Here is a 12,576-nt window from a genome sequence, read left to right as displayed (position 1 = left end):
GGTGGGGGAGAGTCTCCCCGGGACAAGAAGCGACTGGCCAGACATGTCTGCGAGTCTAGTCACGGACGGAACACAGGCTGGAGGAGAGCGCTGATGGCACTGTTCAAGCGGCGGACGGCCGGGAAGCCCGGCGAGTGGTACTACTGCCTCAAGCACGGCAAGGTCGAGGAGGGCCCGGAGTGCCGGGCGGCGGACCGGATGGGCCCGTACGCCACGCGGGAGGAGGCCTCCCACGCGATGGAGACGGCGCGTGAGCGGGAGGAGGAGTGGCGGGAGGACCCGCGCTGGAAGGACGAGAAGTAGGGGCCGGCGGCGGGACCGCCGGCCCACGCCGCCGGCCCCGCGCCGCCGGACGCGGCTACGCCGCCTCCGCCAGCTTCCGCTGCCGCATCCGCACCGCGTGCTCGTCCGTCCGCTGGTCGTAGGCCATCAGCTTCGGCAGGGACACCGCCAGCAGGCCCACCGCCGCCACGCACGCCAGGCCGCCCGCCCAGACGGACGTACGGACGCCCGTGAGCGTGGCCATGCCGCCCGCGCGGACCTGGCCGAGCTGAGGGCCGACGGAGTAGGACAGCAGCTCGATGCCGGCGAGGCGGCCACGCAGCTCGTCCGGGATGGTCTGGTCCCAGATCGCCGAGCGGAACAGACCGCTCACCGTGTCGCAGCCACCCGCGACGGCCAGGAAGAACAGCACCAGCCAGATGTTGTGCAGCAACCCCGCCACCGTCATGGCCAGGCCCCAGCCCGCCGCCGCGAGGACCACCATCCGGCCGTGCCGGTTGACGCGGGAGACCCAGCCGCTGGTCAGGCTGACCGTGAGGGAGCCGACCGCGCCCGCCGCGTACATCAGGCCCAGCGCCCAGGGGGCGTGCAACTCGTCCGCCAGGAACGGGAAGATCGCGGTGGGCATCGCGAAGAACATCGCCGCCAGGTCCACCGCGTATGTGCCGAGCAGCTCCTTGCGGCTCCACGCGTAGCGCGCGCCCTCCACGATGCCGCGCAGCGACGGCTTCTCGGCGTCGTGCGAGGCGGGGGAGGGGGAGAGCCCGGCGGTCAGGGCCAGGGAGACCACGAAGGTGGCCACGTCCAGCGCGTAGGCCAGCGGCAGGCCCGCGAAGGCGATGACGACACCCGCCAGGGAGGGGCCGACGATGGCGCCGAGCTGCCAGCGCATCGAGTTCAGCGCGATGGCGGCGGGCAGCTGCTCGTGCGCCACGATCCGGGGGACGATCGCCTGGATCGCCGGCCGCTGGAGCCCGGTGAGCGCGCTGACCAGGGCGGCCACCACGTACAGCGGCCAGATCATGGGATGCGGCAGCAGCGTGTTGAGCAGCAGGATCGCGCTCAGCACGCCGAGCCCCGCCTCGGTCCACAGGATCAGCTTGCGGCGGTCGAGGGCGTCGGCGAGCGCTCCGCCGTACAGGCCGAAGACGATCAGCGGTACGAGCTCCACCGCGCCGACCGCGCCGACCGCGAGCGCGGAGCCGGTCAGCTCCTTGAGCTGGAGCGGCACCGCGATGAACGTCAGGAAACTGCCGAACACCGTGACGAGGCCCGCCAGCCACATGCGGCGGAAGTCCCGGGAGGAGTGCCAGGGGGTGAGGTCCGGCAGGAGCGCGCGTATCCGGCCGGGGGAGGCGTCGGAGGATGGCGCGTCTGAGGGAGGGGGATGGTGCTCGGTCACGGAGCACCATGGTCCGGACCGCACGGGCCCGGAGCAAACCGTTTTTTACCGCCCGCCGCCCGTCGGCACCCCGCTCACCACCGGTGCGGCGGCGCCGACAGCTGGTCCACCAGCCGCGACAGCCGGTCGCGGAAGCGGCGCCCCCGCGCGCCCGGCAGCGGCCCGTTCTCCCCGGCGGCCGCGCTGACCAGGTGCTGCACCGTGTCGAGGTCCAGACCCGCCGCGTCCGGCACGGCCAGCGCGTCATGGGCGAGCGCGCACAGGTCCGTCCGCGCCGCGGCCGCCGGGCCGCCGCCGGCCGTCCCGTCCAGGGCCAGCACCGTCGCCCCGCCGCGCCGGGCGTCGTGCACCCGCTCCAGCAGCCCCTCGCCGGTGCGCCCCTCCGCCACCACCAGCAGCGTCTCCCCGCGCCCCGCCGCCTCCAGCCGGCCCAGCCCGACCGACAGGTGCGCGGGCGCGCCGGGCGGCGGCCGGTGCCGTACGAGCGTGGGGGACAGCTCCGCCAGACCGGACCAGGCGGCCTCGTCGTCCAGGTGCGCGGCCAGGTGCCAGGGTTCGTAGTCGGCCGTCCCCACCAGCAGCAGCCCGCCGCCGTGCGCCCCGACCGAGCCGCGCAGCGTCCCCGCGAAGCGGCGGGTGTCCCGCAGCCACTCGGTCCCGGCCAGTGCCTCGCGCAGCAGCGCGACCCGTACGGCGTCCATGCGCCGTATCGTGCCCCAACGGCCGCAGGGGGAGGAGCAGTTGACCGGTGCCTCACCCGTTCGGGCGCGGGGGCCGGACGAGGGGGCCGCACCGGTCCGGGCGGCGGGAGACGGGCGTGACAGTATCGCTGTCATGACTACTTCTGAAGACGCCAAGAAGGTGCCCGCGAAGGACCCTTGGGACCTTCCCGATGTGTCCGGCCTGGTGGTCGGGGTCCTCGGCGGCACCGGTGACCAGGGCCGCGGCCTCGCCTACCGGCTGGCCAAGGCCGGCCAGCGAGTGATCATCGGCTCCCGCGCGGCCGAGCGCGCGCGGACGGCGGCGGAGGAGCTGGGCCTGGGGATCGAGGGGCTCGACAACGCCGAGTGCGCGCGGCGCAGCGACATCGTGATCGTCGCGGTGCCGTGGGAGGGCCACGCCAAGACCCTTGAGGCGCTGCGCGAGGAGCTCGCGGGCAAGCTCGTCGTCGACTGCGTGAACCCGCTCGGCTTCGACAAGCAGGGCGCCTACGCGCTCAAGCCGGAGGAGGGCAGCGCCGCCCAGCAGGCCGCCGCGCTGCTGCCGGAGTCGCGGGTGACCGCCGCCTTCCACCACCTGTCCGCCGTGCTGCTCTCCGACCCCGAGGTCGCGGAGATCGACACCGATGTGATGGTGCTGGGCGAGAAGCGGGCCGACACGGACATCGTGCAGGCCCTCGCGGGCCGCATCCCCGGGATGCGCGGCGTCTTCGCGGGCCGGCTGCGCAACGCCCACCAGGTGGAGTCGCTGGTCGCCAACCTGATCTCCGCCAACCGCCGCTACAAGGCGCACGCGGGCCTGCGCGTCACCGACGTCTGATGCCCGGAGGGGCATGGGGGACAATGACCGGGATCGTACGCACATGCGCCCCGGACCCGGAGTAGGAGCCGCCCCCATGCCCCGCCTCGCCCTCTACGCCCTCGCCGTCTGCGTCCTCGCAGTCGTGGCGGCCGTCGTCTCGTTCGCGCGGGGCAGCTGGCTCGGCATCGTATGGATCCTGATGCTGGGTGTCGCGTCCAACATCGCCTGGTACTACGTGCGCAAGGCGAAGAACGACAAGGCCGCGGCGGCCGCCGGGCGCTGACCGCGCCCGGCGACCGGCCGGGGTCCCCCCGGGGATCAGCCCAGGCCGAGCGCGTTCAGCGGCGGGATCTCCGGCGTCCCCTGCCAGAAGCGGAACAGCTCCTGGCCCCAGTAGGTGTCCCACTCCGTGATGCCCACGGCCCGCAGGACCGTGTCGATCATGTCGAAGAACGCGTGGTTGACCTCGGGGATCCACAGGAAGCCGAAGACCGCGAGCAGCCCGAACGGCGCGAACGGCTCCACCTGGCGGCGCACCTTCGGCGACAGCCAGGGCTCGATGATCCCGTAGCCGTCCAGCCCCGGCACCGGCAGGAGGTTCAGGAGCGTGGCGGTGACCTCCAGCAGCGCCAGGAACGCCAGCGCGTAGCGGAAGTTGTCCGGGACGCCGTCCAGCGCGCCCAGCCAGAACGGGGCGCAGAGCACGGCCGCGAAGACCAGGTTCGTCAGCGGGCCGGCGGCGGAGATCAGGCTGTGCTTCCAGCGGCCGCGGATGCGGTGGCGCTCGATGAAGACGGCACCGCCGGGCAGGCCGATCCCGCCCATGATCACGAAGACCACCGGCAGCACGATGCTCAGCAGGGCGTGGGTGTACTTGAGCGGGTTGAGGGTGAGATAGCCCTTCGCCCCGATCGTGATGTCACCGCCGTGGTGGGCCGTGCGGGCGTGCGCGTACTCGTGGAGGCACAGCGAGACGATCCAGGCCGAGACGACGAAGAGGAAGACCGCGAAGCCCGGCGACGCCGAGAAGTCCGTCCACACCGCCCATATGGAGACCGCCATGATGGCGACGAGGGCGAGGAAGACGGGGCTCACACGCCCTTCGCCACGGGTCGCTTGCGTTGCCATGCCTGTGCTCCTGAACTCGTCTGGACCGCGGGAATTGTCCGGGCGTACGAACGTACCGGGTGACCGTACTCGGTGGGCCCGGGGAACGCGTAGTGGCCGACTGCTCGATCATGTACCGGACACGGGACAATGGGCCGGTGCGTTACGGCATCCTCGGCACCACTTCGGCCCACTCCGACGACGGCCGGCCCCTGGCCCTCGGCGGCGCCCGGCTGCGCGCGCTGCTGGCAGCGCTCGCCCTGCGCCCGGGACGCTCTCAGAGCGTGCCGGCGCTGATCGACGCGGTCTGGGACGGCGAGCCGCCCGCCGACGCGACGGGCGCCCTCCAGGCGCTGGTCGGCCGGCTGCGCCGGGCCGTCGGCCCGGAGGCGGTGGCTTCCGCGCCCGGCGGCTACCGGCTGTGCGCCGAGCCCGACGACGTCGATCTCCACCGCTTCGAGCGCCTCGCCGACGAAGGGGAGCGGGCGCTCGCCGACGGCGACCCCGCGAAGGCGGTGGTCCTCCTCGACGACGCCCTCGCCCTCTGGCGCGGCCCGGCCCTCGCCGACCTGCCCGGCGCGGGTGCCGCGGCCGCCGCCCGGCCCGAGGCCCACCGCCTCGCCGCGCGCCGCGCCCGCCTCGCCGCGACCGTGGCCCTGGGCGACGCGGCCGGGGCCCTGCCCGCCCTGGCCGGGCTGTGCGCCGAGCACCCGCTGGACGAGCCCCTCCACGCCCTCCGGCTGCGCGCGCTGCGCGCGGCGGGGCGGCCGGCGGAGGCGCTCGCCGCGTACGAGGCCGTGCGCCGGCACCTGGCCGATCGCCTCGGGACGGAACCGGGGCCCGAGCTGCGTGCGCTGCACACGGAGCTGCTCGCCCCCGAGGCCGAGGCCGGTTCGGCACCGCCGGTCACGAGCGTCGTGGCCGACCGCCACGGCGAGCACCCCGCACCGGCGGACCCGGCGGTGCCGGACAAAGCGCATCGCGGCAACCTCCGCGCCCGCCTCACCTCCTTCGTCGGCCGCGAGGACGACCTCGTCCGCATCCGCGAGGACCTGACGCGGCACCGGCTGGTCACCCTCCTCGGCCCCGGCGGGGCCGGGAAGACCCGGCTGTCGCAGGAGGCCGCCGAGACCGCCGCCGGGCCGTGGCCCGACGGCGTGTGGTTCGCCGAGCTCGCGCCCGTGGACGACCCCGCCACCGTCCCCGAGGCGGTCCTGACCGCGCTCGGGGCACGGGAGACCGTCGTGCGCGGCACCACCGCCGAGGGGCTGCGGGCGGCCACCGACGCCACCGCGCTCGACCCGCTGGCCCGGGTCGCCGAGCACTGCGAGCGGCGCCGGATGCTCCTCGTCCTCGACAACTGCGAGCACGTCGTCGACGCCGCCGCCCGGCTCGCCGAGACGCTCCTCGCCCACTGCCCCGGCGTCACCGTGCTCGCCACCAGCCGCGAACCGCTCGCCGTGCCCGGCGAGGCCGTCCGTCCCGTGGAGCCGCTGCCCGACCCGGTCGCGCTGCGGCTGCTCGACGACCGGGGCGCCGCGGCGCGCCCCGGGTTCCGGTCGGCGGACGACCCCGAGGCCTGCGCGGAGATCTGCCGGCGGCTGGACGGACTGCCGCTGGCCATCGAGCTGGCCGCGGCCCGGCTGCGCGGGCTCACCCCGCGCATGCTCGCCGACCGGCTCGACGACCGCTTCCGGCTGCTGACCTCGGGCAGCCGCACCGTCCTGCCGCGCCAGCAGACCCTGCGCGCGGTCGTCGACTGGTCGTGGGACCTGCTGGACGACCCCGAGCGGGCGGTGCTGCGCCGGCTGGCGGTGTTCGCCGGCGGCTGCGACCTGTCCCTGGCCGAGGAGGTGTGCGCGGACGGCACCGCCGTCACCGCCCCGGATGTGGCGGCGCTGATGGGCTCACTGGTCGACAAGTCGCTGGTGGTGGCCGTCCCCACGCCGGACGGCGAGATGCGCTACCGGCTGCTGGAGACCGTCGGGGAGTACGCCGCCGAGCGGCTGGAGGAGGCCGGCGAACGGGCGGGGACCGCGCACCGGCACCTGGTGGCCTTCCGGGAGCTCGCCCGTACCGCCGACCCGGCGCTGCGCGGCCCGCGGCAGCGCGCCTGGCTGGACCGGCTGGAGCTGGAGCACGACAACCTGCGCACCGCCCTGCGCCACGCCGTCGCCAGGGGCGACGAGCAGGAGGCGTTGTGTCTGGTGCTGTCCCTGGGCTGGTTCTGGCAGCTGCGCGACCACCGGGCCGACGCCCGGCACTGGTCCGAGGCGGCGGCCGGGCTGGGCCCGGACCCCTTCGCCGAGCCCGTCGAGCCCGCGCGTCCGCTGTTCGTGTCCTGCACCGCCGAGCCCCCGCCGATGGCGGGGGAGGTCCTGAAGGAGGCGCGGCGCGGGGTGCGGCTGCTGGCCCTGGCCAACGCCGAGTCGGACATGCGGGTGGTGTACACGCCGGAGGTGCAGCGGCGGCTGCGGGGCGTCGTCGCCGCCTACGGCGGAGGGCAGCCGCAGAACTGCCGGGTGCCCGGGATGATGTGGTTCTTCGCGCTGTTGCTGACCGGCGCGGTCGACGATCTGTGCGCGGTCACGGACAGAACCGTGGAGCGCTGCCGTGAGCTCGGGTACACCTGGGAGCTCGCCAACGCCCTCCAGCTGCGCGCCAAGCTGCTCAACGAGCAGCCCGAACGGGCCCGGGAGGGCACCCGGGACGCCGACGAGAGCCTGGAGATCTTCACCCGGCTCGGCGACGCCTGGGGGGTCGCCGAGGCGCTGTCGAGCCGGGCGGAGGCCCATCAGCGGGAGGGCCGCTTCCTCCGCGCCGCCGAGGACTACCGCGCCGCGATCGAGCGCGTCCGCGCCCTCGGCTCCGAGGGGCAGGTGCCGCATCTCAGCTCCCGGCTCACCGATGTGCTCCTGGAGGCCGGCGCCATCGACCTGGAGGAGGGGGAGCGGCGGTACCGCGAGGCGCTGGAGGCGATGGAGAAGGACCACCCCGACGCGGCGGCCTTCGTCCACGTCCAGCTCGGCATCCTGCTCGCCCGCAAGGGCCACGTCGCCGAGGCGCGGCGGCACTTCGACCACATGTCCGGCGAGTTCGGGGCGCGCCAGCTGGCTCTCTTCGAGGGCATGGTCCTGGGTCTCACCGCCTGGCTGGACATCCTGGACGGCCGGCCGGAGGAGGCGCTGCCCAAGCTGCGCGAGGGGCTGGCGAAGGTCGACGGCGATCCGCTCGTCCACCTGGTCGCCTCGCACCTGCCCTCGGTGCACCTGATGACCGCGGCGTACGCCCACGCGAGGACCGGCGGCCGGGAGCACGACCTGCGGGCGGCCCGGCTCCTGGGCGCCTCCGTGGCACAGCGGCCGACCGCCCACTTCGTCGTCACGCACGAACGGGAGGTCCGGGAGCGCACCACGGAGCTGGCCCGGGCGGCGCTGGGCCCGCAGGCGTACGAGCGCGCGTACGACGAGGGCGCCCGCCTCTCCCCCACGGAGGCGGCCGCCCTCGTCTGAATCCGCGCCGGCTCCGGACCGGCAATGCCCGGAGCCGGCGCCCGTCCTGTGACGCGACCCGGTGGACGCGCCGTCAGGTCTTGCGGCGGAACTTCGACACCGCCAGCGGAGCGGTCACCAGCGTGATCCCCGCCGCCCAGGCCAGCGTCATCCACATGGAGTGGGCCACCGGACCGCCGTTGATCAGATTGCGGGAGGCGTCGGCGAGGTTGGAGAGCGGGTTGTACTTGGTGAAGGACTCCAGCCAGCCCGGCATCTTCTGCGTCGGGGCGAAGATGGAGCTGCCGAACTGCAGGGGCATGAGCACGAGCATGGCGACCCCCTGGACGGCCTGCGCCGTCTTCATGGTCAGACCCAGCAGGATGAAGATCCACATCAGCGAGGCGCCGAAGACCATGGCGAGGGCCACGGCCCCGAGCAGGTGGAACACCGAGGTGTGGACGGTCAGGCCGATGGCGAAGCCCATCGCCAGGAGGATCGACGTCGCGACGAGCATCCGGCCGGCCTCGACCACGATCTTCGCCAGGAGGACGGAGGACCGGGCTATCGGCATCGTGCGGAAGCGGTCCATCACCCCCTTCTTGAAGTCGTCGTTGACACCCGTGCCGACGGCCATGGCGATGTTCATGCCCATCATCGCCATCAGGCCCGGCACCAGGTAGTTCACATACTCCTGCTCATGGCCCTTGCCGGCGATGTTGCCGCCGAAGACATAGGTGAACAGCAGGATGAAGATGATCGGCATCAGGACGGCGTCGAACATCGACTCCGGGTCCGCCTTGATCTGGAGCAGATTGCGGCGCGCGAGCGCGCCGACGTGCCGCAGATTGGCCCGCAGGCCGATCCGTCCCTCGTGGGCGGGCGCCGCCGCGGGCGCTTCGATCGTCGCCGCGCTCATACCGCGACCTCCTGGGGCTCGTCGGTGCGGATGGTGTCGCGGGGCTCGTCCCCGGTGGACGTCTTCTGGCCCGTGACGGCCAGGAAGACCTCGTCCAGGCTGGGCAGATGGGTGCTGATCCCCGCGATGGCGAAGCCGCGCTCGCCCAGCAGCCCGACCACGGCGGTCAGCTGCTCGTCGCTGACGATCGGGACGTTGACCACGCCCTCCGCCGCGTCGGCGGTCGCGCCGGCGACCCCCGCCAGCCCGGCCAGCTCCACGGCCTCGGCCATCCGCGCCAGCTCGGCGCGGTCGGACGGCCGTATCTGGAGGGTGCGGCCGCCGACCCTGGCCTTGAGCTCGTCGACCCGGCCGCCCGCGATCACCTTGCCCCGGTCGACGACCGTCAGCTCGTCGGCGAGCTGCTCGGCCTCCTCCATGTACTGAGTGGTGAGCAGGACGGTGGCGCCCTCGGCGACCATCCGCCGGACCTCGGTCCACACCTCGTTGCGCGTGCGCGGGTCGAGACCGGTGGTGGGCTCGTCCAGATAGAGCACCGCCGGCTGCCCGATCATGGAGGCGGCCAGGTCGAGCCGGCGGCGCATACCGCCCGAGTACTGCATGGCGGGGCGCTTGGCGGCCTCCGTGAGCGAGAAGCGCTCCAGCATCTCCTCGGCCCGGCGGCGGGCGTCCTTGCGGGAGAGATCGAGCAGCCGCCCGATCATGTAGAGGTTCTCCCAGCCGGAGAGCTTCTCGTCGACCGAGGCGTACTGGCCGGTGAGCCCGATGACCCGGCGCAGCTGCCGGGGCTGGGCCAGCACGTCGTACCCGGCGACCCGGGCGCTGCCCGCGTCCGGCCGGAGCAGCGTCGACAGGCATCTCACGAGCGTGGTCTTGCCGGCGCCGTTGGGGCCGAGGACACCGAGGACGGTGCCCTCGCGTACGTCCAGGTCGACCCCGTCGAGGGCCTTGGTGGCACCGAAGTGCTTGACCAGGCCCCGTACTTCCACCGCGTTGCCGCCGCGGCGGGGGATGTCGTTTCGCGTCATGCCGACAACGGTGCCAGGGGGCACTGACATCGCGCCGACAGCCTGTGGACGGCGTCGGCGGGCCGCCGACAGATCGCCGACACGGCGCCGACGCCGTCCTTACGGGGCCTAGTGGAAGGAGTGCTCCTCCGCCGGGTAGGCGCCGCCGACGACGTCCTCCGCGAAGGCCTTCGCCGCGTCGCCGAGCGCCTCGCGCAGCTTGGCGTACTGCTTGACGAAGCGCGGCAGCCGGCCGGACGTCATGCCGGCCATGTCCGTCCACACCAGGACCTGCGCGTCGCACTCCACGCCCGCGCCGATGCCGACGGTGGGGATGTGGAGGATGCGGGTGACCTCGGCGGCGAGCTCCGCCGGGACCAGCTCCAGGACGACCGCGAAGGCGCCCGCGTCCTGGACGGCCTTGGCGTCGCGCAGCAGCTGCTGGGCCGCCTCCTCGCCGCGGCCCTGGACCGGGTAGCCCCCGTAGGCGTTGACGGACTGCGGGGTGAGGCCGACATGGGCCATGACCGGGATGCCGGCCTGGACCAGCAGCTCGATCTGGTGGGCCGAGCGCTCGCCGCCCTCCAGCTTGACCGCGCCGACCCCGGCCTCCTTCACCAGCCGGGTCGCGCTGCGCAGCGCCTGGACCGGGCCCTCCTGGTACGAGCCGAAGGGCAGGTCGCCGACGATGAGGGCGCGCTTGGTGCCGCGTACGACGGCCGCCGACAGCAGGGTCATCTCGTCCATGGTGACCGGCACCGTGGACTCGTAGCCGAGGTGACAGTTGCCCATGGAGTCGCCCACGAGCATGACGGGTATGCCGGCCTCGTCGAAGACGGAGGCGGTCATCGCGTCGTAGGCGGTGAGCATGGGCCACTTCTCGCCGCGCTCCTTGGCGGCGGCGATGTCACGGACGGTGATGCGCCGGGAACTCGTACCGCCGTACAGCGCCTTGTTGCTCTTCTGGCTGCTGTCGGGGGTCTTCAAGGCATGCGTCATGGCCGTGGCTCCTGTGTTCGTCGTCTCGAGGCGCCCTGACGGCGTCCCCGGATCACCTCCCATGCTGACACGCCCCTCCCGGGGGCGGTAGTGACCCCCCGGGAAACTTCTTGTACGACGCATGCGGTGTGTCGCACCCCGCTCACGGACGTAAAGACTGCTCAATACGGAACGGGTCCGTCTCGAAATAACCGTAGGGTGTGTGCATGGCAACCCCCGAGGCCGCGCCGCCCCCCACCCGCCGGGTCCCCGAGGCCGTCCACCGCAGACGCTGGGCGATCCTGGCCGTGCTGCTGCTCAGCCTGCTCATGGTCGTCCTGGGCAACTCCGTGCTCAACGTGGCGATGAAGACGATCGCCGCGCCCGCCCCCACCGGGCTGGGCGCCACCCAGAGCGAGCTGGAGTGGGCCATCAACGCCTACACGCTCGTCTTCGCCGGAATACTGTTCACGGCCGGCCTGCTGGGCGACCGGCTGGGCCGCAAGAAGGTCCTGCTCTTCGGCATGGTGGTGTTCGGCGTCGGCTCCGCCCTCGCCTCCATGGCGGGCTCGCCCGGCGAGCTGATCGCCTACCGGGCGGTGATGGGCTTCGGCGGCGCGTTCGTCATGCCCGCCACCCTCGCGATCATCATGAACGTCTTCGAGCGCGAGGAGCAGCCCAAGGCCATCGGCATCTGGGCGGGCGCGGTCGGGCTGGCCATCGCCATGGGGCCGATCGCGGGCGGACTGCTGCTGAGCCGGTTCTGGTGGGGCTCGGTCTTCCTGATCAACATCCCGATCGTGGCCGTCGCCCTCGTCGCGATGGCCTTCCTCGTCCCCGACTCCAAGGACCCCCGCCCGGGCCGGCTCGACCCCCTCGGCGTGCTGCTGTCCGTCGTGGGGCTCGTCCTGCTGGTCTACGGCATCATCACGGGCGGCCGGCTCGCCGACTTCACCGTGCCCGAGGTCTACGGCACGGCGGCCGCCGGCCTGCTCGTACTGACCCTGTTCGTGCTCCACGAGCGGCGCAGCGAGCACCCCGCCCTCGACGTGCGCTACTTCCGCAACCCGGCCTTCTCCGCCGCGGTCACCTCGCTGGCGCTGGTCTTCTTCGGCCTGATGGGCGTCACGTTCCTCATGGTCTTCTACCTGCAGAGCGCCCGCGGCTACACCCCGCTGCACAGCGGGCTGCTGATGCTGCCGCTGGCCGCCGCCCAGATGATCTTCGCGCCGCGCGCCCGGCTGGCCGTCGCCCGCTTCGGCGCCCGCGCGGTGTGCACCGCCGGCATGGTGATGATCGCGATCACCATGGCGGGCTACGTCCTGCTGGACCGGGACGGCCCGGTCTGGCTGATGGAGGTGCTCTTCTTCTGCCAGGGCACCGCGATGGCCCACATCAGCCCGCCCGCCACCGTCTCGATCATGCAGTCGCTGCCCCGGGAGAAGGCCGGCTCCGGCTCCGCCGTGAACAACACGTTCCGGCAGCTCGGCGCCGCGCTCGGGGTGGCCGTCCTCGGCTCGCTGCTGTCCACCGTCTACCGCTCGGGCATCAGCGACCGGCTCGACGCGGTGCCCGGCCTGGGCGAGGAGGCCCGGCGCACGGCCGGCGAGTCCATCGAGGCCACCCTGACCGCCGCCCGGCGGCTCGGCCCGGCCGGGCACGAGCTCGTCGGCCCGGCCCGCGACGCCTTCGTGCACGCCATGCACGTCACCGTCCTCGGCGCGAGCGCCGTCGCCCTGCTGGGCGCGCTCGTCGCCGTGCTCTTCCTGCCGCCCGGCAGACCCGGGCGGCCCGGAGGGGACGGGGCCCGGCCGGGCGCCGCGGAGAAGGCGGAAGAGGCGGAAGAGGGCGCGGGGGCGGGCCAGTGAG

11 protein-coding genes are annotated in these 12,576 nt (G+C 73.6%); 5 read left to right on the top strand and 6 right to left on the bottom strand.

Features of this window, described 5'->3' with window-relative positions:
- Positions 1–93 precede the first annotated feature (93 nt).
- Positions 94–303 (top strand): hypothetical protein, encoded by a 210-nt coding sequence (locus K6I33_RS21960; RefSeq protein ID WP_229355652.1) that lies wholly within the window; start codon positions 94–96, stop codon positions 301–303.
- A 55-nt stretch (positions 304–358) separates the two neighbouring features.
- Here K6I33_RS21960 and K6I33_RS21955 read toward each other — a convergent pair whose 3' ends face one another.
- Entirely contained in the window at positions 359–1,684 is a 1,326-nt protein-coding gene (locus K6I33_RS21955) for an MFS transporter (RefSeq protein ID WP_229355650.1), read from the bottom strand.
- Between the two features lie 74 nt (positions 1,685–1,758).
- Positions 1,759–2,385, bottom strand: a complete 627-nt coding sequence (locus tag K6I33_RS21950) for a hypothetical protein (protein ID WP_229355640.1) — start codon at positions 2,383–2,385, stop codon at positions 1,759–1,761.
- A gap of 133 nt (positions 2,386–2,518) precedes the next feature.
- On the opposite strand from K6I33_RS21950, the gene npdG reads away from it, so the two are divergent.
- Positions 2,519–3,223 carry an NADPH-dependent F420 reductase gene (npdG, locus tag K6I33_RS21945; protein ID WP_229355637.1) on the top strand — a complete coding sequence of 235 codons (705 nt, stop codon included), beginning with the start codon at positions 2,519–2,521 and terminating at the stop codon, positions 3,221–3,223.
- A gap of 76 nt (positions 3,224–3,299) precedes the next feature.
- Positions 3,300–3,488, top strand: coding sequence for a hypothetical protein (locus K6I33_RS21940; RefSeq protein ID WP_229355635.1), 189 nt, complete (start codon positions 3,300–3,302; stop codon positions 3,486–3,488).
- 35 nt (positions 3,489–3,523) lie between these two features.
- Here K6I33_RS21940 and K6I33_RS21935 read toward each other — a convergent pair whose 3' ends face one another.
- Positions 3,524–4,333: a site-2 protease family protein gene (locus tag K6I33_RS21935; protein ID WP_229355633.1), complete on the bottom strand. Its 810-nt coding sequence runs from the start codon at positions 4,331–4,333 to the stop codon at positions 3,524–3,526.
- Positions 4,334–4,470: 137 nt separating this feature from the next.
- On the opposite strand from K6I33_RS21935, the gene K6I33_RS21930 reads away from it, so the two are divergent.
- Entirely contained in the window at positions 4,471–7,824 is a 3,354-nt protein-coding gene (locus K6I33_RS21930; RefSeq protein ID WP_229355630.1) for a BTAD domain-containing putative transcriptional regulator, read from the top strand.
- 73 nt (positions 7,825–7,897) lie between these two features.
- Here the strand turns inward: K6I33_RS21930 and K6I33_RS21925 are convergent, their stop codons facing one another.
- From K6I33_RS21925 to panB, 3 genes are all read right to left on the bottom strand, one after another.
- Positions 7,898–8,722 (bottom strand): ABC transporter permease, encoded by an 825-nt coding sequence (locus tag K6I33_RS21925; RefSeq protein ID WP_229355628.1) that lies wholly within the window; start codon positions 8,720–8,722, stop codon positions 7,898–7,900.
- Positions 8,719–9,750, bottom strand: a complete 1,032-nt coding sequence (locus K6I33_RS21920; protein WP_229355626.1) for an ATP-binding cassette domain-containing protein — start codon at positions 9,748–9,750, stop codon at positions 8,719–8,721. Before K6I33_RS21920 ends, K6I33_RS21925 begins: the two co-directional genes overlap by 4 nt.
- Positions 9,751–9,858: 108 nt before the next feature.
- The gene (gene panB / locus K6I33_RS21915) at positions 9,859–10,728 is read right to left on the bottom strand and encodes a 3-methyl-2-oxobutanoate hydroxymethyltransferase (RefSeq protein ID WP_229355618.1); all 870 of its coding nucleotides are present in this window, start codon (positions 10,726–10,728) and stop codon (positions 9,859–9,861) included.
- 206 nt (positions 10,729–10,934) lie between these two features.
- Here panB and K6I33_RS21910 point away from each other — a divergent pair, with 206 nt between their 5' ends.
- Positions 10,935–12,575: an MFS transporter gene (locus K6I33_RS21910; RefSeq protein WP_229355617.1), complete on the top strand. Its 1,641-nt coding sequence runs from the start codon at positions 10,935–10,937 to the stop codon at positions 12,573–12,575.
- Position 12,576: the final 1 nt, after the last annotated feature.

Source organism: Streptomyces sp. UNOB3_S3 (genome assembly GCF_020740895.1).
In the GTDB taxonomy this organism is placed as follows: Bacteria; Actinomycetota; Actinomycetes; order Streptomycetales; family Streptomycetaceae; genus Streptomyces.
Note: the sequence above shows the minus strand (reverse complement) of the source record. Positions and strands in the feature narration are given on the sequence as shown.